Origin of the sequence: Mesorhizobium sp. B2-7-2 (genome assembly GCF_006440775.1) — a bacterium.
In the GTDB taxonomy this organism is placed as follows: Bacteria; Pseudomonadota; Alphaproteobacteria; order Rhizobiales; family Rhizobiaceae; genus Mesorhizobium.
On the sequence record NZ_VFTZ01000003.1, the window covers coordinates 44,199 to 70,460 of the forward strand.

Below are 26,262 nucleotides of genomic sequence, written 5' to 3' on the forward strand. Positions count from 1 at the left end.
TGACGGCGTTCCTTCGCCCCCCTCTCTGTCCTGCCGGACATCTCCCCCTCAAGGGGGGAGATCAGCTGTCATCGCGGCCTTCGCCAGCCTTCGACGTCGCAAGTGAGGCGCGGCCGCAGAAGCTGCCAATCTCCCCCCTAGAGGGGGAGATGTCCGGCAGGACAGAGGGGGGCGCGAAGGAACTCGGCTTGTCTCGGGCTGCGCCCAAGCCACCTCTCCCCCGCTTTGCGGGGGCGAGGAAAGGCGCCCGCTCATGACCACCTTCACCCCATCTTCTTCCGCCGAAACCCTCTCCACCGTCCAGTGGGCAGCCGCCGAGGAAACGCCGCTCGAAATCCTCGGCCATGGCTCGAAGCGCGGCATCGGCCGCCCATTGCAGACCGAACACACGCTCGACTTGTCGCACCTCACCGGCGTAACTCTCTACGAACCGGCCGAACTGGTGCTCTCGGCCCGCGCCGGCACATCGCTCGCCGAGATCGAAAAATTGCTTGCCGAGAACGGCCAGCAATTCGCGTTTGAGCCGATGGACTACGGCCCGTTGCTCGGCGGCGAGCCGGGCCAAGGGGGCAAGAACGGCACGATCGGCGGCGTGCTGGCTTCGAACTTGTCCGGCCCACGCCGCCTCAAGGCAGGTGCAGCGCGCGACCATATTCTTGGCGTCGCCGCGGTCTCAGGCCGCGGCGAAGCCTTCAAGTCCGGCGGCCGCGTGGTCAAGAACGTCACCGGCTACGACCTCTCCAAGCTGATGGCCAGCAGCTGGGGCACGCTCGCCGTGTTGACCGACGTCACCTTCAAGGTCCTGCCGGCCGCGGAAACGGAAGTCACCTTGGCCATACGCGGCCTGCTCGACGACGCGGCCGTCGCCGCCATGGCGCTGGCGCTCGGCTCCAGCGCCGAGGTTTCGAGCGCGGCGCATCTGCCGGAGCGGATCGCCGCGAAGGTTGCCGGCGGCAAGCATGGCAGCGACGCCGCCACGCTGTTGCGGGTCGAGGGATTTGGCCCGTCGGTCGTCTATCGCATCGAGGCGCTGAAGCAGCTGCTCGGCAAGGCCGGTCCGCTCGAAGAGATCGCCGGCGAGGCCTCGAAGGCGATCTGGCGCGACATTCGCGATTGCCGGCCCTTCGCCGATGGCGGCGCGCGGCCGGTTTGGCGCGTCTCGATGGCGCCGTCTCAGGCGCATCACATGGTGATGGCGCTGCGCATGCAGGCGGCGGTCGATGCCTTCTATGACTGGCAGGGCGGCCTGGTGTGGCTGTCGATGCGCGAGGAAGACCCGGAAGCCGATCTATTGCGCGGACTGATCCGCAAATATGGCGGCGGCCATGCGACGCTGGTGCGCGCATCCGCACCGCATCGCGCGGCGCTGCCGGTGTTCGAGCCGCAGCCGCCGCATCTGGCCGCGCTTTCGGCGCGGCTCAAGGCCGAGTTCGACCCGAAGCAGATTCTCAACCCCGGCCGCATGGCCTAAAGCAATTCCAGGAAAAGTGTGAAACGGTTTTCCGTCCGGAATTGCGTCTAACAGAGACGGCGATATGCAGACCAATTTCTCCGCCGCGCAGCTTGCCGACCCGCATGTCGCGGAATCGGAAAAGATCCTGCGCAAATGCGTGCATTGCGGTTTCTGCACCGCCACCTGTCCGACCTACGTGACGCTGGGCAACGAGCTCGATTCGCCGCGCGGCCGCATCTATCTCATCAAGGACATGCTGGAGAACGGCCGGCCGGCCGACAAGGAGATCGTCACCCATATCGACCGCTGCCTGTCCTGCCTTGCCTGCATGACGACCTGCCCCTCGGGCGTGAACTACATGCATCTAGTCGATCATGCCCGCGCCCATATCCAGCAGACCTACAAGCGTCCGCTGCTTGACCGGATGACGCGCGCCATGCTGGCCTTCGTGCTGCCTTACCCGAACCGCTTCCGCGCCGCGCTGAAGCTCGCCGGGCTTGGCCGGCCGTTCCTCGGCCTGTTCGAGAAATTGCCGGCGCTGAGACCGGTGGCGGCCATGCTGAAGCTCGCGCCCGCGTCGATCCCCCCGGCATCGCCGCTGGCTTCGCCCGGCACGCATGCCGGGAAAGGCGAGAGGCGTGGCCGCGTCGCCATCCTCACCGGCTGCGCGCAGTCAGTGCTCGATCCGGCGATCAACGAGACGACCATCTCGCTTCTGACGAAATTGGGCGTCGAGGTCGTGGTGCCGGAAGGCGAGGGCTGCTGCGGGGCGCTCGTCCATCATATGGGCCGCGAGGGTCAGGCCCTTGCCTCGGCCAGGCAGAATGTCGACGCCTGGACGCGCGCCATCGAGCAGGGCGGGCTCGATGCCATCATCATCACCGCCTCGGGCTGCGGCACCACGATCAAAGACTATGGTTTCATGCTGCGCCTCGATCCCGCCTATGCCGAAAAGGCGGCGCGCGTCTCGGCTCTGGCCAAGGACGTCACGGAATACCTCGCCGCTCTCGATTTGCCCGAGCCGGTGCGCAAGCCAGGCACGGTCGTCGCCTATCATTCCGCCTGTTCCATGCAACATGGACAGAAGATCACGCGCCAGCCGAAGGAGCTTCTGGCCAAGGCCGGCTTCGTTGTCCGCGAGCCGCACGAGGGGCATCTGTGCTGCGGCTCGGCCGGCACGTACAATATCCTGCAGCCCGAGATTTCGGCTAAATTGCGCGACCGCAAGGTCAAAAACATCGAAGCGACCGGCGCTTCAGTCGTCGCCACCGGCAACATCGGCTGCATCACGCAGATCGCATCCGCCGCGAAGTTGCCGGTGGTGCATACGATCAAGTTGCTCGACTGGGCCTATGGCGGCCCGAAGCCCGAGGGTGTTTCTGAGCGAGTGCTTGCGGCCGCAGAGTGATCCTCGTCGCCGGCGCCCCCTCATCCGGCCGCTTCGCGGCCACCTTCTCCCCGGCGGGGAGAAGAAGTTGGAGCCGCCGCCGACAGTCTCCTCTCCCCTTGGGGAGAGGTCGGCCGAGCGAAGCGGAGGCCGAGTGAGGGGGCGTGTCGGCCTACTCCGCCGCGAGCTGGTCCGGCACGCCGTAGGTCGCGCGGTAGAGCGCGCGCTGGCGGTTCAGCGCCACCATGGTGTTGCGCAACAGGATCGCGACCGTGAGCGGGCCGACGCCGCCCGGCACCGGCGTGATCCAGGACGCCACGTCCTTGACGCTGTCGGTGTCGACGTCGCCGACGATGCGGGTTTCGCCGTCAGGCCCGACCTCGGAATTGATGCCGATGTCGATGACGGCGGCTCCCGGCTTCACCATGTCGGCTTTGATCAGCCGCGGCTTGCCGACCGCGACGAACAGCGCATCGGCGCGCCGCGCATGCGCCGCCAGCGATCGCGTCATGTGATGGCACACCGTCACCGTCGCGCCCTCGCTCATCAACAGGAAGGCGATCGGCTTGCCGACGATCTCCGAATGGCCGACGACGACCACTTCCAGCCCCTTGAGCTCGAGGCCGGTCTCCTTCAGCAGTTCGACCGAGGCCGCCGCCGTGCAGGGGGCCAGGTCGAGCTGGTTGTAGACGATGTTGCCGATCGAGGCCGGGTGCATGCCCTCGACGTCCTTCAGCGGATGCACCGCCGCCTGCAGCGTCTTGATCGGGATATGCGCAGGCACCGGCCGCTGGATGATGATGCCGGTGACGCGCGGATCAGCGTTGAGGCCGTGGATCGCCGCTTCCAGCTCGCCTGCGGTGATGTCGGCGGCAAAGCGCCGCTCCTCGAAGGAGATGCCGGCAAGGGCGGCCTTGGCGCGCTGGTTGCGCACATAGACGTCGACCGCTGCGGTATCGCCCACGGTGATCGAGACAAGCTTCGGCGGAAAACCTTCGGCCGTGGCGATCGCTGCGTCCTCGCGCACTGAAGCGATGATGCGCTGGGCGACCGGGCCGCCTTTCAGGTAGCGGCTGTCGTCGGTCCGGGTCATGGCTGGCACCTCTGCCTTCTGGAGCAATTCAAGGAAAGGCGCACTACCGCCCGAAATTGCGTGACTATCAGGATTTGTGCACTGCAATAGCAGAGGAGCGCCGGGAAATCAGCCCCGGAAACGAAATGCCCTGCTTTCGGGGCGACTTGCCGCCTCATGCATCAAAAGAAAGGCTCAAAAACGAAAAGGCAGCGCGGTTTCCCTGCGCTGCCTTTTCGCGACTGGCCGTATCCCCACACAGCCCGTCCCCCGTAAACCTTTCACCGGTTAAAGCACATCCCGCGGGATAGCACTATGACTTGGCTGCAACAGCATCAGACAAAAAGTGCTGCGCCGTCTAACCGGCTGATTCGCTGTGACTATATCACCTCGACCGTGGTTCCGACATTCACGCGCTCGTAGAGGTCGACGACATCCTCGTTGCGCATGCGGATGCAGCCGGAAGATACCGCGCCGCCGATCGTCCAGGGCTGGTTGGTGCCGTGGATGCGGTATTCGGTGGTGCCGAGATAGAGCGCGCGCGCGCCGAGCGGGTTCTCGATGCCGCCGGCGAGATAGGTCGGCAGGTAACGGCCCTTGGCCGCCTCGCGCTTGATCATCTCCGCCGGCGGGCGCCATTCCGGCCAGACCTTCTTGTCGGTGATCTTGTGGGTGCCCGACCATTCGAAGCCGGGCTTGCCGGTGCCGACGCCGTAGCGCCGCGCCTTGCCGTTCTTCTCGACCAGGAAAAGGAAGTTCTGGTGCGTGTCGATGACGATGGTGCCCGGCTTCGCCGGCCCGTCATAGGCGACTTCCTGCGGCAGGTAGACCGGATTGATCTGCGGCCGCATCACCATGCGCTTGGCCGGCTGCTGCACGGCCGCCGTGCGCTGCTGGTCGGGCTGCGCCTGGAAGATGCGTCGCAGCGGCGGCTGCGCTGCCTGCCGCGCCGGGCGCACGATTCCCGGTGCCTGGCCGAGCTGCAGCACCCAGGGCGCCGAAAGGTCGGGGCTCACCATCACCGGCGGCCGGTCGGCATAACGGTCATTGGCAAGGGAGGTCGTGGCGCCGGCGGCAAGAATGGCCACCGCGCCGAGCAGGGAACGAAACGCTGCCTTCATGGGAACGCACCTTGATCGAACATCCGGGGCGGCGAGCGCGCCCTCGGTTTCGCGATCCTTGGCGTGGAGCGGCAAGCAAAACGTGAATCGGAATGCGTAAAATGCCGCTTTGTCAGTAAACCTTTTGGTGTGGTTACCGGCCGGTTCAGGAATCTGGTAAAGCCACGGTAAAAGCAGCGCTGAAGCGCATTAACAAATGGATCTGCTGACGATGGCGACTGGAAATGCCGGCATTCTCGATGGCCCCGACGGCAGGGCGCGCTGCTTCTGGCACGGCAATTTGCCGGACTATCTCCACTACCACGATCACGAATGGGGCAGGCCGGTAACGGACGATCGCCGGCTGTTCGAGAAGATCTGCCTCGAAGGCTTCCAATCGGGCTTGTCGTGGCTGACCATCCTGCGCAAGCGTGAGAATTTCCGCGAGGCCTTCGCCGGTTTCGACTTCGACAAGGTGGCGACGTTCACAGACGCTGATGTCGAGCGCCTGCTCGGCAATGCCGGCATCATCCGCCACCGCGGCAAGATCGTTTCGACCATCAACAACGCCAAACGCGCCCGCGAGATGGTCAACGAGTTCGGCTCGCTTGCCGCCTGGTTCTGGAAGTTCGAGCCGGGTCCGGGCGAGCGGCCCGAAATCGTCGACCTGGCGCATCTGCGCGCCAATCCGACGACGGCGGTGTCGGTCAGGATATCCAAGGAATTGAAGAAGCGCGGCTGGAGCTTTGTCGGCCCGACCACGGTCTATGCCTTCATGCAGGCGATGGGCCTGGTCAACGATCATCTCGAAGGCTGCTACTGCCGGGCAGAGGTGGAGAAAGAGCGCAAGACGCTCAAGCGGCCGAAGTAGGGGCGCCTTCTTCCTTCTCCCCTTGTGGGAGAAGGTGGCCGCGAAGCGGCCGGATGAGGGGTGTTCCAGGGAAAGCCAGCATCTCACATCGCCGGAGGAGACGGCAAGTTTGCCAGCGTCTCACTTCGCTGGAGCACCCCTCATCCGTCTCGGCGCTACGCGCCGATCCACCTTCTCCCCCAGGGGGGAGAAGGAGAAGAGGCTACTTCTCGAACCTGCCCTTATGGCCGCTGCCGTTGATGTCCCAGACCAGGCTGGAGCCGGACACCGTCAGCACCAGTCCGCTGAAGCCGCTGTCGTCGGGCGTATGATGCGTGGAGGCGGAGCTGTGGCCTGCCGGGATGACCTCGACAGTCGAGCCCTTCCTCACCCAGCAGCCCTTGCCGTACTGGTCGTTCGCGCCATAGGCGAGTGCGAATTCGAAGCTTCCGTCGTTCTTCAGCAGCAGTTCTGAACCGACCTCCATGACGCCGTTCAGGTAATAATGGCCGGCAAGACGGGCATCGCCCGGCTGGCGGGCGTTGGCCGCGACGGGCATGCAAAGGACAAGCGCGCCGGCAAGCGCGCACGCAAATCGCAAGTACATGATGATCCCCCGATCGTTGAGTGAAAAGTCAGACGCTGCCGGCGCCGGCCAGGAACAGCCCGGCAATGATTGCCGCCACCGCTGCGAAGGCCGGGTAGATCACCAGCAGAACGGTCACCAGCGCGTCGCCTAGCGTAGGCTTATGTGTCTGCGTCGGAATTTCGAATGGCCCGGCCGGCTGCTGGGCCGGCCTGAGCATAAAGCCGCCGGCAGGCCGCAGCCTGGCCGATGTGCCGCTCTCGATAATCTCGTTAGCCGTCGTCATGCCCCCGAACCCCTTGTTTCGACGCGCTTTATGGTTGCGGATTGTGTCGGCAGCATGCCGCGCCGATGGCAGAATTGTTTCATTTTGGCGCGGTTTTATTTCAGTTTTTCTTTCTCCCCTTGTGGGAGAAGGTGGCCGCGAAGCGGCCGGATGATAGGTGTTCCAGGGAAAGCCAGCGCCTCACTCCGCTGGAACACCCCATCCGTCTCGGCGCTGCGCGCCGATCCACCTTCTCCCGCAAGGGGAAGGAGAGGCGCTAACCCTTGCCGCTCCAAGCGGCATCGTTTAGGAAACGCGCGCCCATTGACCAGAAAGACCGATCCCATGGCCGACAAATCGGAAAAGACGAAAGCGCGGCTGCCGCGCGGGTTTGCCGACCGCAGCGCCGAGGATATTCGCGCCGTCGAAAAGATGATGGCGACCATCCGCTCGGTCTATGAGCTCTATGGTTTCGAGCCGGCCGACCAGCCGATGATCGAATATACCGATGCTTTGGGAAAATTCCTGCCCGATCAGGACCGGCCGAACGAAGGCGTGTTCTCCTTCCAGGATGATGACGACCAGTGGCTGTCGCTGCGCTACGACCTGACCGCGCCGACGGCCCGCTTCGTCGCCGAAAATTTTGACAAGCTGCCAAAACCCTATCGCAGCTACCGCTCCGGCTGGGTGTTCCGCAACGAGAAGCCCGGCCCCGGCCGCTTCCGCCAGTTCATGCAGTTCGACGCCGACACGATCGGCACGCCGGGCGTCGCAGCCGACGCCGAGATGGCGATGATGATGGCCGACGTCATGGAAGCGCTCGGGATTCCTCGCGGGCAGTATGTTGTTCGCGTCAATAATCGCAAAGTGCTGGACGGCGTGCTCGAGGCTATTGACCTTGGTGGCGACCAGAATGCTGGCCGCCGGCTGACGGTGCTGCGGGCCATCGACAAGCTGGACAAGCTTGGGCCGGAAGGCGTGAGGCTCCTGCTTGGCCCGGGACGATGGGACGGCGGTAAGGAAGGTGAAGGGGATTTCACAAAGGGCGCTGGCCTTGACGAGATTCAGGCCGAATTCGTTGTCGCCGTCATTCTTCACAATCAATATCTTGAGGCAGGGCAGAAGAATGATGTGGCGTCATGGAACGCCGCACTTGAGGCCAACGCCACCGCTAACGCTGGGTTTGCTGAACTTAAGGAGATTGAGGCTCTGATCCGGGCTGCCGGCTACAGCGCTGAGCGCATACGCATCGATCCCTCCGTCGTGCGCGGGCTCGAATACTACACCGGCCCCGTCTTCGAGGCCGAGCTTCTGGCTGAGATCCCCAATGACGAAGGCCAGATCGTGCGCTTCGGCTCGGTCGGCGGCGGCGGCCGCTATGACGGGCTGGTTTCGCGCTTCCGCGGCGAGCCGGTGCCGGCGACCGGTTTCTCCATCGGCGTCTCCCGGCTGATGACGGCGCTCAAGAACCTCGGCAAGCTCGACGCCTCCGATGTCATCGCGCCGGTCGTGGTGCTGGTTATGGACAAGGACACCGAAAGCCTCGGCCGCTACCAGAAGATGGTCGCCGACCTGCGCGCCGCCGGCATCCGCTCCGAAATGTATCTCGGCGGCGCCGGCATGAAGGCGCAGCTCAAATATGCCGACCGCCGCGGCAGCCCAGTCGCCATCATCCAGGGCGGCGACGAGCGCGCCAAAGGCGAGGTGCAGATCAAGGACCTGATCGAAGGCGCGCGCCTGTCGGCCGAGATCGCCGACAATGCCGAATGGCGGGCGGCAAGGCCGGCGCAGGTGACAGTGGCGGAGGGCGAGCTGGTTGCCGAGGTGAAGAAGATTCTCGCGGCGCAGGCCGAGGAGCGGGCACGTGGAAGGTAGAGCGCCGACTTCCCCTTCTCCCCTTGTGGGAGAAGGTGGATCGGCGCGAAGCGCCGAGACGGATGAGGGGTGTTCCAGGGAACGCCGACGTCTCATTCCGCTGGAGCACCCCTCATCCGTCGCCTTCGGCGACACCTTCTCCCACAAGGGGAGAAGGGAAGGGCGTGCCGCATGACCTCCCGTCCCGCCATCGCCGCCGACATCGTCGAACTTTTCGCCACCCGCGACACCCATGCCGTGGAAGTCGCCGTGCTGCAGCCGGCCGACCCGTTCCTCGATATGGCGGGCGAAGACCTGCGCCGCCGCATCTTCCTGACTGAAAGCGAGACCGGCAAGACGCTGTGCCTGCGGCCCGAATTCACCATTCCGGTCTGCCTCGACCACATCGCCAGCCAGGCCGGCACGCCGCGCCGCTATTCCTATCTGGGCGAGGTGTTCCGCCAGCGCCGCGACGGCGGCAACGAGTTCTTCCAGGCCGGCATCGAGGATCTCGGCGACCGAAATACGGCCGCCGCCGATGCTCGTTCGCTGGCCGACGCGCATGCGCTGCTGTCGCTGGTGCTGCCCGGCCGGAAGCTCGCCATCACGCTTGGCGACCAGACCCTGTTCGAGGCTGTGCTGGCGGCGCTCGGCCTGCCGCGCGGCTGGCGCATGCGGCTCGCGCGCGCGTTTGGCTCGGCGCCGATGCTGGAGGCAGCCCTTGCCGATCTCGCCAACCCGCCGCGCAACAGCCAGCTCTCCGGTCCGGTCGCCCTGCTGGCGCTCGACGGCGATGCGGAAGGCCTTGCCGCGCATATTGCCGACGGCATGGAGGAAGCCGGGCTTTCGGCATCGTCCGGCCGCGCCCCGGCCGACATTGCGCGCCGACTGATCGAGAAGGCGCAGCTGCGCAGCGTGCGGCTGTCCGACGAGGCGTTTTCGGCGTTGAAGGGTTTTCTCGAGATCGACGTCGCGCTCAGCGACGCGACCGCGGCGCTGGAAAAATTCGCCGCCGATGCCGGCCTGTCGCTGGGACCGGCGCTGGAGAATTTCGCCGCCCGCGCCAAGGCGATCGAGGCGCATGGCCTGTCGGCGGCGCAAATCCGCTATGACGCCGCCTTCGGCCGTCCGCTCGACTACTACACCGGCCTCGTCTTCGAGATTGCCGTGGGCGACGGCGATCGCCCGCTGGCCGGCGGCGGCCGCTACGACCGTCTGCTGACGCTGCTGGGAGCAAAAAAGCCGATTCCCGGCGTCGGTTTCTCGGTCTGGCTCGATCGCATCGAAGCCTTGCGGGAGAACGCCAAATGATCACGCTGGCGATCCCCTCGAAAGGCCGTCTCAAGGAGCAGTCGCTCGAAGTGCTGGCCAAGGCCGGCCTGGCCGTCACTCTGCCTGAGGACGACCGTAAATACCGCGCCCGCATCGACGGCCTCGACAATGTCGAGGTGGCCTTCCTGTCCGCGTCCGAGATCGCCGGCGAGATCGGCCAGGGCGCGGTCGATCTCGGCATCACCGGCGAGGATCTGCTGCGCGAGAACCTCGCCGGCTGGGAAGCGCGCGCCGAGGTCGTCGCGTGCCTTGGCTTCGGCCATGCCGATGTCGTGGTCGCGGTGCCCGACATCTGGCTCGATGTCGACAGCATGGCCGATCTCGACGATGTCGCCGCCGATTTCCGGCAGCGCCATGGCCGGCGCTTGCGCATCGCCACCAAATACTGGCGGCTGACGCAGCAGTTCTTTTCGCTCAAGCACGGCATCCAGGTCTATCGCATCGTCGAAAGCCTCGGCGCCACCGAAGGCGCGCCGGCCGCCGGGCTGGCGGATGTCATCGTCGACATCACCACCACCGGCTCGACGCTGCGCGCCAACCACCTCAAGGTGCTGGGCGACGGTACGATCCTGAAGTCGCAGGCCTGTCTGGTCGCTTCGAAGAAGCAGCGCGATGCGGCCGACGAGGCGGTCTTGCGCGACATCGCCGCGAAGATGTCAGCAATAGCGGGATAGCGTCGGCGCTGCCCCTCATCCGGCCGCTTCGCGGCCACCTTCTCCCCGGTGGGGAGAAGAGATTGGCGCCGACGCCGACAATCTCCTCTCCCCGCCGGGGAGAGGCCAACCGAGCGAAGCGGAAGCTGGGGCAGTACCTTCGGCGGGTTTCCTCTGCCCCGACAGGCTGATAGGCTGGCCTATCCGGGAGGAGACGGCGATGGCGATCAAACTCGACGAGCTCATGAACGCCACCAATCTGCGCAAGACGCGCAACAGCTTCGTTGCTCCGGTTGGCGGCAAGGCGCATGTGTCGGGCGATCGCTCGCTGCCCCTGCTCGACAAGACCATTCCGGAATTGTTTTCCGATACGGTGAGCAGATACGCCACGCTCGACGCCGCCGTCTTCGTCGGCCAGGACAAGCGTTTCACCTGGAGCGAGCTGTCGGACGCGGTCGACGCGTTGGCCGCCGGTTTCCTGGCGCTCGGCCTCGAAAAAGGCGACCGCGTCGGCATCTGGTCGCCGAACCGCTGGGAATGGCTGGTGACGCAGTTTGCCACCGCGCGCATCGGCCTGATCCTGGTTAACATCAACCCGGCCTACCGGCTGACTGAGCTCGAATATGCATTGAACAAAGTCAGCTGCAAGGCATTGGTCACCGCCGCGCAGTTCAAGACCTCCGACTATCTCGGCATGATCGAGACATTGGCGCCGGAGATCGCCAAGGCCGAGCCCGGCAAGCTCAAGGCCAAGAAACTGCCGGCGCTGGAAATAGTCATCCGGATGGGCGATGACAACTCGCCCGGCATGTTCAATTTCGGCGACGTGCTCGCGATGGCCGGTCGCGACGAGCATGACAGCCTCGACCGCATCTCCGAAGGGCTGAAGCCCGGCGAGGCCATCAACATCCAGTTCACCTCAGGCACGACCGGCGCGCCGAAAGGCGCGACGCTGACGCATTCCAACATCGTCAACAACGGCAATTTCGTCACCTCGGCAATAAAACTCACCACCGAAGACCGGCTCTGTATTCCGGTGCCGCTCTATCACTGCTTCGGCATGTCGATGGGCACGATGGGCTGCGTGTCGAAAGGCGCGACCATGGTCTTCCCGGGCGAAGGTTTTGACGCCGGCGCGACGCTGAAGGCGGTGGCGCAGGAGCGCTGCACCGGTCTCTATGGCGTGCCGACCATGTTCGTCGCCATGCTCGACCATGCGGATTTTTCGGGCTTCGATCTCTCTAGCCTGCGCACCGGCATCATGGCCGGCTCGCCATGCCCAATCGAGGTGATGAAGAAGGTGGTGTCGCTGATGCATATGAGCCAGGTGACCATCGCCTATGGCATGACGGAGACCAGTCCCGTCTCCTTCCAGAGCAGCGTCGACGATCCGCTGGAAAAGCGCGTCTCAACCGTCGGCCGCATCCACCCGCATGTCGAGGTCAAGGCGATCGGCGCCGACGGCGGCACCGTCGCGGTCGGCGAGCCGGGCGAGCTCTGCACGCGCGGCTATTCGGTGATGAAGGGCTATTGGGACGACGCCGAAAAGACCCGCGAGGCGATCGACGTCGACGGCTGGATGCACACCGGCGACCTCGCCACGATCGACGCCGAGGGCTACTGCAACATCGTCGGCCGGGTGAAGGACATGGTCATCCGCGGCGGCGAGAACGTCTATCCGCGCGAGGTCGAGGAATTCCTCTATCGCCATCCCAAGATCAAGGAAGTGCAGGTCTTCGGTATCCCGGATGACAAATACGGCGAGGAGCTCTGTGCCTGGATCGTGCTGAAGCCCGATCAGATCGCCACCGCCGAGGAGATCAAGGCCTTCTGCGCCGGCCAGATCGCGCATTACAAGGTGCCGCGCTACATTCGCTTCCGCACGGAGCTGCCGATGACGGTGACCGGCAAGCCGCAGAAGTTCCTGATGCGCGAGGCGATGGTGGAGGAACTCGGGCTGGTGGCGCAGAAGACGGCGTGAAACGGCATTTATGGACAACGAGTTTCCAAACTTCGCGGCGCTGAGAGCCGCCAAAATCGAAAACGTGGATTATCGCATCGTCGTCCGGCGCGGCGCGCGTACCGGAAGTGCCATCGTCATGGCCCCGCATGGCGGCAAGATCGAGCCTCGCACCTCCCTGATCGCTGAGACGATAGCAGGGGCCGATCTCGATATGTATTGCTTTGAAGGGCTCATGCTGGAAAGCAACCGGGAGCTGCACGTAACGTCCAGGAACTTTGATGAGGAGTCCGCGCTCGAACTGTTGCGGACGAAGTCTACGGTCGTCGCTATCCACGGCCGTCAGGATCGCGACGATCCCTCGACAGTCTACCTGGGCGGCAAGGACGCCGCTCTGGTTTCAGAGATAGCCGGGCGTCTGCAGGAGGCCGGCTTCCAGACAAAAAGGGACAACCATCCCTTTCCCGGTATCCAGGATTCGAACATCGTCAACCGCGGACTGACGGGGAAGGGAGCGCAGCTGGAAGTGCCCTTCTCGCTGCGCCGCCGACTGGGAACCGAGCCGGAGCTTCTGGAAAAATTCTGCACGGCGGTTCGCAACGCCATCGAGACATTCGACGCCATAAACGGCGCCCGGTCTCCAATCATGTTTTGAATGCTGCGAGGATGCCCGTGACAGGTGCTCCCCACGCGCTTTTCCGCTAAGTTCGTGTAAACGCCTGGCGTTCGGGGGCTTCGATGACTGGTTACGCGCGATCGGTGACGTCCTACGCGATGCCGTTGGCCGCGCTGGCGATGGCTGTCGCGGTCAGGGCCAGCGGCCTTTCGGTCGACGAAGGGTCGCTGAATACCAGGATCCTCGTCGGAGCGCTGTCGAGCGCCATCATGTTCACCACCATTTTCGTCGTGCTCGACCACGCCGAGGCAGTCGCCTTGCGCGTCGGCGAACCTTACGGAACATTGGTGCTGACTTTCGCGGTGACGGCAATCGAAGTGTCGATCATCGTCTCCATGATGCTGCATGGAGAAAACAATCCGACGCTGGCGCGCGAGTCCGTTTTCTCGACAGTGATGATCACGTCTACCGGCGTCGTCGGCATCTGTCTCACGCTTGGCGGCTGGCGCTACCGCAAGCAGGCGATCCTCCGGCAAGGCACCAACGCATACCTGTCGGTTCTGATCGCGCTGACCGTGATGACGCTTATTCTTCCGACCTACACCCAAACCACGGATCCCGGCACGTTTTCGGCGGCTCAGCTTGGTTTTGTCAGCGTCCTTTCGGTGCTGCTTTATGCGAGCTTCGTGTTCGCCCAGACCGTCCGGCACCGGGAGGACTTCGTCCAGGGACAGGCACACGACGCTCCGACGCGAACTGCCTCCCACGGAAGCATCTCCGTCAGCGCGCTCCTGCTGCTGAGCGGGCTCATCGGAATTGTCCTGCTCGCCGAGCAGGTCGCCGCGAGCGTGGAGGATGCGCTCGCCGCCTATCAGGTGACCCGGGCCGACAGCATCGTAGGGGCAATGATCGCCGCACTGGTTTTGATGCCGGAGGCCATCTCGGCGATCCGCGCCTCCTTCAGAAATGAGCTGCAGCGCAGCCTGAACGTCGCGATGGGCTCGGCCTGCGCCACGATCGGCTTGACGATACCGGCGGTCGCCGCCGCCAGCCTGCTGACGGGCAGGGGACTGACCTTGGGGCTTCCGGCGTCCGACGCCGTGCTTCTGGTGCTGGCGCTTTTCATATGCAGCGTCAGCTTCAGCACCGAACGAACGACGTTCCTGACCGGCATGGTGCACGTCGTGGTGTTTTTCACCTATGTGTTTCTGATCTTCGTGCCGTGAAGTGCCGACCAGCGGGCGCAGGGATGGAGAGCATCGAAGCGCGCTTCACAGCCCCAGCACCGCCCGGTCCAGCCCGCGTATGATCCGCGCCAGCTCCACGCATTCGTCCTGGCGCACCTTGTTCTTCCGCCAGGCCATGCAGATCATGCGCTGCGGCATCGGCTCCTGGAACGGCACGATCTTTAGATCCGGCATGACGCCGGCAGCACTTGCCGCCATTTCCGGCACCAGCGTGACTCCCAGCCCATGCGCCACCATCTGCAAGAGCGTCGTCAGGCTGGTCGCGCCGTAGCTTGCCATCGCCACCGGTCGCACATTGCCGCAGACGGCCAGCGCCTGCTCGCGCAGGCAGTGGCCTTCCTCCAGAAGCATCAGCCGCTCCAGCGCCGGGCTCTCGGGCGGCACCGGCGGCGAGGCGAAGGCTGGATCGCCGGCGGGCACGGCGAGGAAGAAGCGGTCGGGGAAAAGCCCTTCGGTGACGATCGCCGGCTGATCGAGCGGCAAGGCCGCGATGAAGGCGTCGAGCCGGCCGGTGGCCGCGTCCTCGACCAGCGACGCGGTCACCGCCTCGCGCAGTTCGAGCTGCAGGGAAGGATAGTGCTTTTTCAGCTCCGGCAGCACATGCGGCAGCAGATAGGGCGCGACCGTCGGGATCATGCCCAGCCTGAAGCGTCCTTCCATGGCCGGACGGCCGCGCCGGGCAGTCGTCTCGACGTCACGTATGTCGGCCAGAATGCGCTCGATACGCGGCTGCAGGGCAAGCGCCTCGTCGGTCATGCGCACCGTCTTGCCGCCGCGCTCGAACAACAGGCAGTTCAGTCGCTCTTCCATCTCTGCGATCTGCGCGGAAAGGGCTGGCTGGCTAACGCCGGCGAGTTTCGCGGCGCGGCCGAAATGCAGCGTCTGCGCCAGCGCGTCGAAATAATGCATTTGCCGGACAGTGAGGCCAATCATAAGAAAATCCTATCAAACGAAACAGGAAAGGCAATTTGTCTTTATCGGCAGGCCGGCCTAGTCTGGAATCATTCCAGGTTGGCGCGGCCAGTGGCTGCCCCCGAAAATTTCGGGAAAAATCAACCTCGGCAAAATTCAACCACGGCAAAACCTCGGCAGAATCGGGAGACTAAGATGGACGCGAAAACCGACGACAACAGCGCTGGCAAATGCCCGGTGGCACATGGATCCGCACGGACCAACCGCGACTGGTGGCCGAACCAGCTCGACCTTGCCGTTCTCCACCAGCAGTCGAACCTCTCGGACCCGATGGACGAAGATTTCGACTACGCCAAGGAGTTCGCGAGCCTCGACCTCGATGCGGTGATCGCAGACCTGCACAAGGTCATGACGGATTCGCAGGACTGGTGGCCGGCCGACTTCGGCCATTACGGGCCGCTCTTCATCCGCATGGCCTGGCACAGCGCCGGTACCTATCGCATCGGCGACGGCCGCGGCGGCGCGGGCGCCGGTCAGCAGCGTTTCGCGCCGCTGAACAGCTGGCCGGACAACGCCAATCTCGACAAGGCTCGCCGGCTGCTGTGGCCGGTCAAGCAGAAATACGGCCGCAAGATCTCCTGGGCCGACCTTCTGATCCTCACCGGCAACGTCGCGCTGGAATCGATGGGCTTCAAGACCTTCGGCTTCGCCGGCGGCCGCGCCGATGTGTGGGAGCCGGAGCAGGACGTGGACTGGGGCTCCGAAACCAAGTGGCTTGGCGACGAGCGCTATTCGGGCGACCGTGAGCTTCGCGGCCATCTCGGCGCCGTGCAGATGGGCCTCATCTACGTCAACCCGGAAGGCCCGAACGGCAAGCCGGATCCGGTCGCGGCCGCGCGCGACATCCGCGAGACCTTCGGCCGCATGGCGATGAACGACGAGGAGACGGTGGCGCTGATCGCCGGCGGCCACAGCTTCGGCAAGACGCATGGCGCCGGCGACGCCTCGCTGGTGGGCGCCGAGCCGGAAGGCGCCGGCATCGAGGCGCAGGGCCTCGGCTGGTCGAGCAAATATGCCTCCGGCATTGCCGGCGATGCCATCACCTCGGGCCTCGAGGTCACCTGGACGACAACGCCGACCAAATGGAGCAACAATTTCTTCGACAATCTGTTCAATTACGAATGGGAGTTGACGAAGAGCCCGGCCGGCGCCCATCAGTGGACGCCGAAAGGCGGCGCCGGTGCCGGCACTGTTCCGGACGCGCACAACGCTTCGAAGCGCCACGCGCCGGCCATGCTCACCACCGACCTCGCGCTGCGTTTCGACCCGGCCTATGAGAAGATCTCGCGCCGCTTCCACCAGCATCCGGGCCAGTTTGCCGACGCCTTCGCCCGCGCCTGGTTCAAGCTCACCCACCGCGACATGGGCCCGGTGGTGCGCTATCTCGGCCCGCTCGTGCCCAAGGAAGAGCTGATCTGGCAAGATCCGATCCCGGCCATCGACCACGAGCTGGTGAGCGAGGCCGACATCGCTGCGCTCAAGGCCAAGATCCTGGCGTCCGGCCTGTCGGTGTCCGAGCTGGTCTCGACCGCCTGGGCTTCGGCCTCGACCTTCCGCGGCTCTGACAAGCGCGGTGGCGCCAATGGCGGCCGCATCCGTCTGGCGCCGCAGAAGGACTGGGAGGTCAACCAGCCGGCCCAGCTCGCCAAGGTGCTGGCCAAGTTGGAAGCCATCCAGAAGGAATTCAACGCAGACCAGACCGGCGGCAAGAAGATCTCGCTCGCCGACCTCATCGTGCTAGGCGGCGTCGCCGCGGTCGAGAAGGCGGCGAAGGACGGCGGCACCGAGGTGAAAGTACCCTTCACGCCGGGCCGCATGGACGCTTCGCAGGAGCAGACGGACGTCGCCTCCTTCGCCGCGCTGGAGCCGAGGGTAGACGGCTTCCGCAACTACGCCCGCGGCAGGTTGCCGATGTCGGTCGAAGCGATGCTGGTCGACCGCGCCCAGTTGCTGACGCTGACGGCGCCGGAAATGACGGTGCTGGTCGGCGGCCTGCGCGTGCTCGGCGCCAATGCCGGCGGTTCCAAGCATGGCGTCTTCACCGACAGGCCTGGCCAGCTCACCAACGACTTCTTCGTCAACCTGCTCTCGATGGCGACCGTCTGGGATCCGGCGGCCGGCTCAGAGCCGGGCTCGGACGAGGTCTACGAAGCGCGCGACCGCAAGACCAAGGAGGTCAAGTGGACCGGCACCCGCGCCGACCTGATCTTCGGCTCGCACGCGCAGCTGCGCGCGCTCTCGGAAATCTACGCCTCGGCCGACGCCAGGGCCAAGTTCGTCAAGGATTTCGTCAAGGCATGGACGAAGGTGATGAACGCCGACCGCTTCGACATCGCGAGATAAGGTCATACCTCCCAAGCAAAAAGGCGCGGGTCATGCCCGCGCCTTTTACTTTTATCGAACTGTGGTCAGTCTTTTTCGAAGATGCCGGCCTTGGCGACGACACCGGCAATCGCTCCGCCGATCAGCGGCGCGACGATGAACAGCCAGAGCTGGCCGAGCGCGGCACCCCCCGAAAACAGCGCCGGGCCGATCGAGCGCGCCGGATTGACCGAGGTGCCGGTCACCGGGATCATGGCGAAGTGGATCCCCGCCAGCGTCAGGCCGATGACCAGGCCGGCAAAGGCGGTCGTGTGCTTGGCGTTGGTGACGCCGAGGATCACCGTGACGAAGGTGAAGGTGCCGATCAGCTCCCACAGGAAGGCCGAGCTCATGCCCCATTTCGTTTCGTCCCAGCCATTGGCGCCGAAGCCGCCGGTGTGGCCGCCGACCTGGCCGGAAACGATAATCCACAGCGCCAGCGAGGCGATGATGGCGCCAATGATCTGCGCGATCCAGTAGGGAACGACGTCCTTGGCCGGCATCCGCCCTGCCAGGAACACGCCGAGCGTCACCGCCGGATTGAGATGCGCGCCCGAGATCGGGCCGATCGCATAGGCCGCGGCGATCAGGCCGATGCCGAACGCCAGGCCGATGCCTTCCTGTCCGAGCGGCAGCGCGCCGCCGAAGCCACCCGTAACCACGGAGGCGGTGCCGATGAACACCAACAAAAACGTGCCGAGAACTTCTGCCAGATAAGTCTTCATTGCCCTCTCCTCATAGGATCCGCCAAACCGCGTTTTCCCGCGTCGCGAATCACCGCCGGAAGAGTATTCCTGCGGACAACACTTGCAAAGCTGGGTGGTTAAGCCGGTGGGCTTTCTTGCAGGCGTCAATCAAAACATTAGAAGTCTTTCATATTCTGATCGATTGTTCTTGTCTCCGGCCGCGCTGCTCAACATGGAAAAACCGCGCGGCCAAATTGCCGGTCTTGAAACGCCATTTCATCGGCAAGCCGAAATGGAACTGTTTCAATCCTGGCCTGAAAGGCTTTAAGAGCGGGCTGGAACCGAATTGTAACAGCTACGGAAAACAGGATGCGACTGGGCGGAAGGCTGGCGGCGGCCATAGAGGTTCTTGAAGACATCGGCCGGCGCCACCGGCCGGTGGCCGACGCGCTGCGCGACTGGGGCCTGTCGCATCGCTTCGCCGGCGGCGGCGACCGCGCGGCGATCGGCAACATCGTTTATGATGCACTGCGCCGCAAACGCTCAGCCGGTTGGCTGTTCGGCGAGGACACGCCGCGCGCCATCGGATTCGGCGCGCTTCTGTTGGAATGGGGCCAGACGGCGCAGTCGCTCAACGACGCGCTCGACGGCGACAAATTCGCGCCGCCGCTGCTCAGCGCGTCCGAGTTGAAAGCGGCTGCCGAGACCAGGCTTGGCGAGGCCCCCGATGCTGTGCGAGCCGATGTCCCGGACTGGTGCGCGCCGTTGCTCGAGCAAGCCTATGGCGACGCCTGGGTCAAGGAAGGCGCCGCCCTGGCGCAGCGCCCGCCGCTGGACCTGAGGGTCAACACGCTCCAGGCCGATCGCGCCAAGGTGCTGGCCGAGCTCCAGGGCACGGGTGCCGCGCCTACGGCGATCGCGCCGCATGGCATCCGCATCCCGCCGATCGACGGCGACGGCCGGCATCCGAACGTGCAGGCCGAGCCTGCCTTCCAAAAAGGCTGGTTCGAAGTGCAGGACGAGGGCTCGCAGCTTGCCGCCGCGCTTGCCGGTGCCGCGCCCGGTATGCAGGTGCTCGATTATTGCGCCGGCGCCGGCGGCAAGACGCTGGCGCTGTCCGCCGAGATGGACAATCGCGGCCAGCTCTTTGCCCATGACGCGGAGAAGGTGCGGCTGGCGCCGATCTTCGAGCGCATCCGCCGCTCGCACAACCGCAACGTCCAGGTCGTCAGCAAGCCCGCGGAGCTTGCGCCGCTCGCCAACCGTATGGACATCGTGCTGATCGACGCGCCCTGCACTGGCAGCGGCACCTGGCGGCGGCGGCCCGACGCCAAATGGCGATTGACGGAAAGGCAGCTCGATGCCCGCAAGGGAGAGCAGCAGGCGATCCTCGACACCGCGCAAGCCTTCGTCAAGCCGGGCGGCCTGCTGGTCTACATCACCTGTTCGGTGTTCGATGCCGAGAACGGCGAGCAGGTGGCGGCATTCCGCGAGCGCCATGAAGGCTTCGCGCCGGTCGATCACCGCCAGCTGTGGGACAGCCGCTTCCCGGGCCATGAAGAGGCCGCGCGTATTGCCGATGCCGGCGGTATCTCGCTGTCGCCGGCGCTCAGCGGCACCGACGGGTTCTATCTCCACGCTTTGCGCAGGACTGCCTCTTGAAGACAGCCGGCTTTTGCTGCGCTGCAGCATAAAAGATTGCCTGTCTTGCCTGGCTCTGCAATAAACTTCGCCAGCAATGTGAGGCAAAAGCGCCATGGCGGCAGCCAAGATCGTACCCGCTCCGGATTTCGAGGAACGCGTCAGGGCGTCCTTTGCCCGCCAGGAGGCGATGGCGACGATCGGCGCCGAGCTGACGCTGGTGACGCCCGGCATCATCGAGATCGAGATGCCGTATTCCGCCTCGCTGACCCAGCAGCACGGGTTCCTGCATGCCGGCGTCATCTCCACCGCGTTGGACTCCGCCTGCGGTTACGCGGCCTTTTCGCTGATGCCGGAGAATTCCGGCGTGCTGACCATCGAGTTCAAGGTGAACCTGCTCGCGCCGGGCAGGGGCGAGCGGTTCCTGTTCCGCGGCTCCGTGACCAAACCCGGCCGCACCATCATCGTCGCCGACGGCCAGGCCTACGCCTTCGCCGCCGACGGCGAGGCCAAGCTGATCGCCACCATGACCGGCACGATGATGACGGTGGTCGGCCGCGACGGGATAGAGGGGTGAGGAGCGGTCCGCGCAGCGGACGAAAAGCCCCCAAATGGGCTTTTCGAGCGACGAACGCCCGGAGCCATAGCGAAGGGCCGGCATGCGGTCCGCGCAGCGGACGAAAAGCCCCCGAATGGGCTTTTCGAGCGACGAACGCACGGAGCCATAGCGAAGGGCCGGCAGGCGGCGAGGGCACGTTGTCCCTTTCTCGTCGTCGTAGCAAATAGGGGTAAAGCTTCATGACTATCGAAGTGTCACGCCTGTCGCAAAAATCCGTTCTCTTTGTCATGGCGGTCGAGGCCGAATACGGCCCGCATCTGAAAAACCTGTTCACGCCGCTGATGACCGGGGTCGGTCCCGTCGAAGCCGGGGTCAGGCTGGGCGCCGAGCTCGCGGCGTTGAAGGCTGAAGGAGCGCTTCCGGACCTGGTCGTCTCGCTGGGCTCGGCCGGCAGCCGCAGGCTGGAACAGACCGAGATCTACCAGGCCGTGTCGGTGAGCTATCGCGACATGGATGCTTCGCCGCTCGGCTTCGAGAGGGGCGCGACGCCTTTCCTCGAACTGCCGGTGTCGGTGCCGCTGCCCCTCGTCATTCCAGGCATCAAGACCGCCACGCTCTCGACCGGCGGCGCGATCGTCTCCGGCGTTGCCTATGACGCCATCGATGCCGACATGGTCGACATGGAGACCTTTGCCTGCCTGCGTGCCTGCCAGCTGTTCGGTTTGCCGCTGATTGGGCTCCGCGGCATTTCGGACGGCGCGGCCGATCTCAGGCACGTCAACGACTGGACGGAATATCTGCACGTCATCGACGAGAAGCTCGCCGCCGCCGTCGCCTTGCTGGAACAGGCGATCGGCGGCGGCCTGCTTGGTGGCTGACTGCCGATTGGATCAGGCCACAAGGCGTTGCGGATCACCGAAATCGATGCGTGAAATACGTCCACGAGAGGCGCCTGTCGCATCGATATAGTCGATTGCCCCCGGTGTATGATCGAGTTTCCACGCGCCGGCGGGGCCGTTTTTCCATTCGACCTTGTAGCCGTCGTCAAGCAGCGTCCAGGTCCCGTGAAAGCGCGTGCCATCCGGCAGGAGCATGTGCGCCCGATCGTCGATTTCATAGTGGATGAAGGCGTTCTTGCCGCCCATGTCGATGACATGCGTGGTTCCGACCATGATAATGGCCAGCGTGTCCCTGTTCAGTATCGTCATTGTTCCTGTCCGCGGGTTTGCGTTTCTCGAATGGCCTCGACGCCAAGAATATCGTCAAGTATCTTGACCATACGGAGTTCGGATTAAATGGTCAAGGAGCTTGACGAAAAAACCGACGGGCTGCCCGATCACGTCGGTTGGCGGCTGTGGCAGGCGAGCCGTGCCTGGCAGGCGGAATTTGCCGCTGCCATGCGGGCCGCCGGCCACGCCTGGTTCAGCGAAGCGCGCGCCGGGCTGCTTGGACACATCCCGCGCAACGGCACGCGCCAGTCGGCATTGATCGAGCGCGCGGCGACCTCCAAGCAAGCGGTTCAGCAATTGCTCGACGGGCTGGAGGCGGAAGGCGTGCTGGAGCGATTGCCCGATCCGCGGGATGGGCGCGGCAAGCTCGTGCGCTATACGCGCAAAGGCCTGGATGCCTTGCGCGACGGCGATCGCATCAAGCTTCAGATCGAACGCGGCTATATCGATCGCATCGGCGAGCAGCGGTTCGCGGTGCTGATGGACGCCTTGCGCTCACTTGACGCCGGGCAGGGCGACGCATCTGAAGAAGCATCAGGATCGAAGTGAACGGTGCGACCGCGCGCAACCCATTGCGCCGACTCGTTTCTTTCTCTAAAGGCTCGCCATGACGACAGCCAATCATCCCGACACCGTTCTGATTGTCGATTTCGGCAGCCAGTTCACGCAGCTCATCGCCCGCCGCATCCGCGAGGCCGGCGTCTTTTCCGAGATCGTGCCGTTCCAGTCGGCCGAAGCGGCCTTCAAGCGCATCAAGCCCAAAGCGGTGATCCTGTCCGGAGGCCCGGCCTCGACAACCGACATCGGCAGCCCGCGCGCGCCGCAGGTCGTCTTCGACGCCGGCGTGCCGGTGCTCGGCATCTGCTACGGCCAGATGGCGCTCTGCGTGCAGATGGGCGGCGTCGCCGAAAGCTCCAATCATCGCGAGTTCGGCCGCGCCTTCGTCGAGATCGAGAAGGAGAGCCCGCTGTTCGAAGGCCTGTGGGCCCCCGGCCAGCGCCACCAGGTGTGGATGAGCCATGGCGACCGCGTCATCGAGTTGCCACCGGGCTTCAAGGTGCTCGGCAAGTCGGAAAGCTCGCCCTTCGCCATTTTCGGCGATATCGAGCGCAAGATGTACGGCATCATGTTCCACCCCGAAGTGGTGCACACGCCGGACGGCGCAAGACTACTCAGGAACTTCGTCCACAACATCGCCGGCATCGAGGGCGACTGGACGATGCGCGCCTATCGCGAGCACGCTGTGGAATTGATCCGCAAGCAGGTCGGCAAGGGCAAGGTCATCTGCGCGCTCTCGGGCGGCGTCGACTCCTCGGTCGCCGCGCTTTTGATCCACGAAGCGATCGGCGACCAGTTGACCTGCATCCTCGTCGACCACGGTCTGATGCGCAAGCACGAGGCCAAGGGCGTCGTGGAGATGTTCCGCCAGCACTACAACCTGCCGCTCATCCTGGTCGACGCCTCCGACCGTTTCATCTCGGCGCTGGAAGGCGAGGCCGATCCTGAAAAGAAGCGCAAGACCATCGGCCGCTTGTTCATCGAGGTGTTCGAGGAAGAGGCGAAGAAACTCGGCGGCGCCGATTTCCTGGCCCAGGGCACGCTTTATCCCGATGTCATCGAAAGCGTCTCCTTCTCCGGCGGTCCGTCGGTGACGATCAAATCGCACCACAATGTCGGCGGCCTGCCCGAGCGCATGAACATGAAGCTGGTCGAGCCGCTGCGCGAACTGTTCAAGGACGAGGTGAGGGCGCTCGGCAAGGAGCTCGGCCTGCCCGAAAGCTTCATCGGCCGACATCCTTTCCCCGGCCCCGGCCTTGCCATCCGTTGCCCGGGCGGCATCACGCGCGAAAAACTGGAGATCCTGCGCGAGGCCGACGCCATCTATCTCGACGAGATCCGCAAGGCCGGCCTCTACGACGCCATCTGGCAGGCCTTCGCCGTGCTGCTGCCGGTGCAGACGGTGGGCGTCATGGGCGACGGCCGGACCTATGAATTCGTCTGCGCGCTGCGCGCCGTGACCTCCGTCGACGGCATGACGGCCGATTTCTACCACTACGACATGAACTTCCTCGCCGCCGCCGCCACCCGCATCATCAACGAGGTCAAGGGCATCAACCGAGTGGTGTATGACGTAACGTCGAAACCGCCCGGGACAATTGAGTGGGAATAAAGGTCGGTCGTTCGCCAGCATTCGGCGACTATCGAAGAAACTTCATTAAACCTCTGAATCTTATCTTCTTTTCTCTCTAGGTCTATCGCTGACTATCGCCCCTAAGCGGAATCATTTGACGGTATATCTGACGGCATTCCTTTTCGCGTCATCTTCGCTGCAGACTGATGCCGTCAGTGCGCCGGACTCAAGCATGTTGGCATCTTTCGAGGTAAGGCATTGAATCCAATGGGCTCTCGCAGAGCCTTGACGGTAAAACGAATGACGGTAAAATTAGGCGTTTCACAATCCTAGATGCGCCCGTCCGTCTCCTCCTATGCTCACAGATATCGCACTTAAGAAGCTGAAACCAAAAGATAAAATATACAAAGTCACTGATCGTGACGGTATGTACGCGACCGTGGCTCCCACAGGGCAGATATCATTCCGATACGACTACCGAGTAAATGGTCGGCGAGAGACAGTGACGCTTGGCCGCTATGGGGAGGGAGGCATCTCGCTTGCAGAGGCGCGTGACCGCTGTCTTGCCGCACGAAAAATGGTTGCAGCCGGAAAATCGCCAGCCCAGGAAAAGCAGCGTGACAAGCGGCGCCTGTCTGGGACGGCCACGTTCGGCGATGCTGGCAGAAGATGGTTTAAAGAGGCGAAGATGGCGGACAGCACGCGCTCGATGCGCAAAGCCGTCTTTGATCGCGACATCTTGCCGATTTGGGACAAAAGGGTCCTCGCAGAAATAACATCGGACGATTTGCGGGCGCTGTGCGCAAAGGTGAGGGACCGTGGCGCACCGGCAACGGCCATTCATGTCCGGGATATCGTTAAGCAGGTCTATGGTTATGCCATTCTGCACGGCGAGAAGATCGCCAATCCGGCGGACGAGGTAGGGCCAGCTTCCATAGCCACCTTCGAGGCGAAAGACCGGGCGTTGTCACCCGCAGAAATTCGACTCATGCTGAAAGAGTTGGAAAATGTGCCGACGTTGTCGACCATTCGGCTGGGCGTAAAGCTGATCCTGCTCACGATGGTTCGGAAAAGTGAGCTTCTGGACGCGACGTGGGATGAGGTTGACTTCGAGAACGCGCTATGGAGCATTCCCAAAGAGCGAATGAAACGGAAGAAGCCACATAACGTCTACCTGTCCCGCCAATCCCTCGACATCATGATTGCGCTTAAGACTTGCGCCGCGAACTCTCGATACGTGCTTCCATCTCGCTACGACGCCGACGAACCCATGTCGCGCGCGACCTTCAATCGGATTACGATGGCGATTGTGGAACGCGCAAAACAACAAAATCTGCCGCTAGCTCCCTTTACCGTGCACGATCTACGGCGGACCGGGTCCACGCTCCTAAACGAGATCGGATTCAATCGCGATTGGATCGAAAAATGCCTTGCCCACGAAGACAGTCGCTCCTCCCGGGGCGTCTATAACAAGGCTGAATACGAACCGCAGCGGCGCCACATGCTGCAGGAATGGGCCGACATGATTGAAGCGTGGGCGGCTGGCAATAAACACGCACCCACACTGCAGCCGATTTCCGGGGCAGCCGTCATCCTCGATCCGATTTGACGGGCCTTCTCTTCCGTGACCGCACGTCTGGTCCTGGGGCCAGTTCGATTGAACCGGCAGAGGACGCGTTCCGCCGTTCCTGAATCCAGGCTTCGACTTCTCCCAGGTCCCAAACGACGCAGCGGGGGGTCAGATTGAACCGTCGTGGGAACTCGCCTCGTTGTTCCATTTCATAAATGGTCGTGTCCGATAGCGGGACGATTTCTCGCAACTGTGATCGGCGAACAGTTCGCACGACCTGTCGCGCCGCAATGTGAGGTAGAACCGGAAGGGAGCGATCCGCTGGCGCGGCCTCTATGCCTTGGCAGCTTTCGTGTTGAGTTTGCTTCTCCCGTTTGACCATTTGCATACCAAGGGCTCCTTCGGGCCAATGATCGCGCATCTGCTTCAATCTGAGTATAGCTCTCAACTACGATCGCATCGTCTCGTTTGACCAACCGGCGAGCTTTGCGATGGTCGAAAAGCCTAGGTCTTGCTCAGGAGCACACCCACTTCGCGAGCCTCAATGACAGTTTATTACGCGCCGATCCGCAAGAATGAACGGCGGCAATGGGGTACCTCCCTACGGCCTGCTGGTAGTTGTCGTCACCGGGCAGCGTCCCGATCGCACGGAAGGGCGCGGGCAAAGACCAGCACCACGGAGGCAGTATTCCTGATGGGGATACTGCAACACCTTTAGATTCCGGTTACCCGTTTTTA

25 protein-coding genes are annotated in these 26,262 nt (G+C 63.9%); 17 read left to right on the plus strand and 8 right to left on the minus strand.

Annotation, left to right across the window (positions count from 1 at the left end):
• Nucleotides 1-253 precede the first annotated feature (253 nt).
• A complete protein-coding gene (locus tag FJ425_RS05085) occupies nt 254-1,471 on the plus strand; it encodes an FAD-binding protein (protein WP_140722182.1) in 1,218 nt (405 codons plus the stop codon).
• A gap of 64 nt (nt 1,472-1,535) precedes the next feature.
• Nucleotides 1,536-2,861: a glycolate oxidase subunit GlcF gene (gene glcF, locus FJ425_RS05090; protein ID WP_140635026.1), complete on the plus strand. Its 1,326-nt coding sequence runs from the start codon at nt 1,536-1,538 to the stop codon at nt 2,859-2,861.
• A gap of 151 nt (nt 2,862-3,012) precedes the next feature.
• Here the strand turns inward: glcF and FJ425_RS05095 are convergent, their stop codons facing one another.
• Both FJ425_RS05095 and FJ425_RS05100 read right to left on the minus strand, forming a co-directional pair.
• Nucleotides 3,013-3,933 (minus strand): bifunctional 5,10-methylenetetrahydrofolate dehydrogenase/5,10-methenyltetrahydrofolate cyclohydrolase, encoded by a 921-nt coding sequence (locus FJ425_RS05095; RefSeq protein WP_140635028.1) that lies wholly within the window; start codon nt 3,931-3,933, stop codon nt 3,013-3,015.
• 359 nt (nt 3,934-4,292) lie between these two features.
• Nucleotides 4,293-5,033, minus strand: coding sequence for a L,D-transpeptidase (locus FJ425_RS05100; RefSeq protein ID WP_140635030.1), 741 nt, complete (start codon nt 5,031-5,033; stop codon nt 4,293-4,295).
• A 211-nt stretch (nt 5,034-5,244) separates the two neighbouring features.
• Between FJ425_RS05100 and FJ425_RS05105 the strand changes: the two genes are divergently transcribed.
• Complete coding sequence (locus FJ425_RS05105; protein ID WP_140635032.1) at nt 5,245-5,883, plus strand: DNA-3-methyladenine glycosylase I; 639 nt, start codon at nt 5,245-5,247, stop codon at nt 5,881-5,883.
• Nucleotides 5,884-6,085: 202 nt separating this feature from the next.
• Here FJ425_RS05105 and FJ425_RS05110 read toward each other — a convergent pair whose 3' ends face one another.
• The gene (locus tag FJ425_RS05110; protein WP_140635034.1) at nt 6,086-6,469 is read right to left on the minus strand and encodes a hypothetical protein; all 384 of its coding nucleotides are present in this window, start codon (nt 6,467-6,469) and stop codon (nt 6,086-6,088) included.
• A 28-nt stretch (nt 6,470-6,497) separates the two neighbouring features.
• A complete protein-coding gene (locus FJ425_RS05115; RefSeq protein WP_140635036.1) occupies nt 6,498-6,734 on the minus strand; it encodes a hypothetical protein in 237 nt (78 codons plus the stop codon).
• Between the two features lie 324 nt (nt 6,735-7,058).
• On the opposite strand from FJ425_RS05115, the gene hisS reads away from it, so the two are divergent.
• From hisS to FJ425_RS05145, 6 genes are all read left to right on the plus strand, one after another.
• Nucleotides 7,059-8,588, plus strand: a complete 1,530-nt coding sequence (gene hisS, locus FJ425_RS05120) for a histidine--tRNA ligase (protein WP_140635141.1) — start codon at nt 7,059-7,061, stop codon at nt 8,586-8,588.
• Nucleotides 8,589-8,759: 171 nt separating this feature from the next.
• Nucleotides 8,760-9,878, plus strand: a complete 1,119-nt coding sequence (locus tag FJ425_RS05125) for an ATP phosphoribosyltransferase regulatory subunit (protein WP_140722185.1) — start codon at nt 8,760-8,762, stop codon at nt 9,876-9,878.
• Entirely contained in the window at nt 9,875-10,573 is a 699-nt protein-coding gene (gene hisG / locus FJ425_RS05130; RefSeq protein WP_140722188.1) for an ATP phosphoribosyltransferase, read from the plus strand. Before FJ425_RS05125 ends, hisG begins: the two co-directional genes overlap by 4 nt.
• Before the next feature lie 199 nt (nt 10,574-10,772).
• Nucleotides 10,773-12,533: an AMP-binding protein gene (locus FJ425_RS05135; RefSeq protein WP_140722191.1), complete on the plus strand. Its 1,761-nt coding sequence runs from the start codon at nt 10,773-10,775 to the stop codon at nt 12,531-12,533.
• 10 nt (nt 12,534-12,543) lie between these two features.
• Nucleotides 12,544-13,167 (plus strand): poly-gamma-glutamate hydrolase family protein, encoded by a 624-nt coding sequence (locus FJ425_RS05140; RefSeq protein WP_140635044.1) that lies wholly within the window; start codon nt 12,544-12,546, stop codon nt 13,165-13,167.
• Between the two features lie 119 nt (nt 13,168-13,286).
• Nucleotides 13,287-14,354 (plus strand): calcium:proton antiporter, encoded by a 1,068-nt coding sequence (locus FJ425_RS05145; RefSeq protein ID WP_246673553.1) that lies wholly within the window; start codon nt 13,287-13,289, stop codon nt 14,352-14,354.
• Nucleotides 14,355-14,399: 45 nt separating this feature from the next.
• Here FJ425_RS05145 and FJ425_RS05150 read toward each other — a convergent pair whose 3' ends face one another.
• The gene (locus FJ425_RS05150) at nt 14,400-15,308 is read right to left on the minus strand and encodes a hydrogen peroxide-inducible genes activator (protein ID WP_140635048.1); all 909 of its coding nucleotides are present in this window, start codon (nt 15,306-15,308) and stop codon (nt 14,400-14,402) included.
• A gap of 174 nt (nt 15,309-15,482) precedes the next feature.
• On the opposite strand from FJ425_RS05150, the gene katG reads away from it, so the two are divergent.
• Entirely contained in the window at nt 15,483-17,690 is a 2,208-nt protein-coding gene (gene katG, locus FJ425_RS05155; protein WP_140635050.1) for a catalase/peroxidase HPI, read from the plus strand.
• Nucleotides 17,691-17,755: 65 nt separating this feature from the next.
• On the opposite strand, the gene FJ425_RS05160 is transcribed toward katG, so the two are convergent.
• Nucleotides 17,756-18,433: an MIP family channel protein gene (locus FJ425_RS05160; RefSeq protein ID WP_140635052.1), complete on the minus strand. Its 678-nt coding sequence runs from the start codon at nt 18,431-18,433 to the stop codon at nt 17,756-17,758.
• 82 nt (nt 18,434-18,515) lie between these two features.
• On the opposite strand from FJ425_RS05160, the gene FJ425_RS05165 reads away from it, so the two are divergent.
• The 4 genes from FJ425_RS05165 to FJ425_RS05180 all read left to right on the plus strand — a co-directional run bounded on the left by FJ425_RS05165 (nt 18,516) and on the right by FJ425_RS05180 (nt 21,472).
• The gene (locus tag FJ425_RS05165) at nt 18,516-18,722 is read left to right on the plus strand and encodes a hypothetical protein (RefSeq protein ID WP_140635054.1); all 207 of its coding nucleotides are present in this window, start codon (nt 18,516-18,518) and stop codon (nt 18,720-18,722) included.
• A 41-nt stretch (nt 18,723-18,763) separates the two neighbouring features.
• Nucleotides 18,764-20,056, plus strand: a complete 1,293-nt coding sequence (locus FJ425_RS05170) for an RsmB/NOP family class I SAM-dependent RNA methyltransferase (RefSeq protein WP_140722194.1) — start codon at nt 18,764-18,766, stop codon at nt 20,054-20,056.
• Nucleotides 20,057-20,150: 94 nt separating this feature from the next.
• Complete coding sequence (locus tag FJ425_RS05175; protein ID WP_140635058.1) at nt 20,151-20,612, plus strand: PaaI family thioesterase; 462 nt, start codon at nt 20,151-20,153, stop codon at nt 20,610-20,612.
• A gap of 221 nt (nt 20,613-20,833) precedes the next feature.
• Nucleotides 20,834-21,472 (plus strand): 5'-methylthioadenosine/S-adenosylhomocysteine nucleosidase, encoded by a 639-nt coding sequence (locus tag FJ425_RS05180; RefSeq protein WP_140635060.1) that lies wholly within the window; start codon nt 20,834-20,836, stop codon nt 21,470-21,472.
• A gap of 12 nt (nt 21,473-21,484) precedes the next feature.
• On the opposite strand, the gene FJ425_RS05185 is transcribed toward FJ425_RS05180, so the two are convergent.
• Nucleotides 21,485-21,802, minus strand: a complete 318-nt coding sequence (locus FJ425_RS05185) for a hypothetical protein (protein WP_140635061.1) — start codon at nt 21,800-21,802, stop codon at nt 21,485-21,487.
• A gap of 189 nt (nt 21,803-21,991) precedes the next feature.
• On the opposite strand from FJ425_RS05185, the gene FJ425_RS05190 reads away from it, so the two are divergent.
• From FJ425_RS05190 to FJ425_RS05200, 3 genes are all read left to right on the plus strand, one after another.
• Entirely contained in the window at nt 21,992-22,372 is a 381-nt protein-coding gene (locus FJ425_RS05190) for a MarR family winged helix-turn-helix transcriptional regulator (RefSeq protein ID WP_246673540.1), read from the plus strand.
• A 58-nt stretch (nt 22,373-22,430) separates the two neighbouring features.
• Nucleotides 22,431-23,993, plus strand: a complete 1,563-nt coding sequence (gene guaA, locus FJ425_RS05195) for a glutamine-hydrolyzing GMP synthase (RefSeq protein ID WP_140542301.1) — start codon at nt 22,431-22,433, stop codon at nt 23,991-23,993.
• Nucleotides 23,994-24,309: 316 nt separating this feature from the next.
• Nucleotides 24,310-25,563: a tyrosine-type recombinase/integrase gene (locus tag FJ425_RS05200; RefSeq protein WP_064994668.1), complete on the plus strand. Its 1,254-nt coding sequence runs from the start codon at nt 24,310-24,312 to the stop codon at nt 25,561-25,563.
• On the opposite strand, the gene FJ425_RS05205 is transcribed toward FJ425_RS05200, so the two are convergent.
• Complete coding sequence (locus tag FJ425_RS05205) at nt 25,544-25,798, minus strand: AlpA family phage regulatory protein (protein ID WP_084016063.1); 255 nt, start codon at nt 25,796-25,798, stop codon at nt 25,544-25,546. The two genes, FJ425_RS05200 and FJ425_RS05205, sit on opposite strands and share 20 nt — an antisense overlap.
• Between the last annotated feature and the right edge of the window lie 464 nt (nt 25,799-26,262).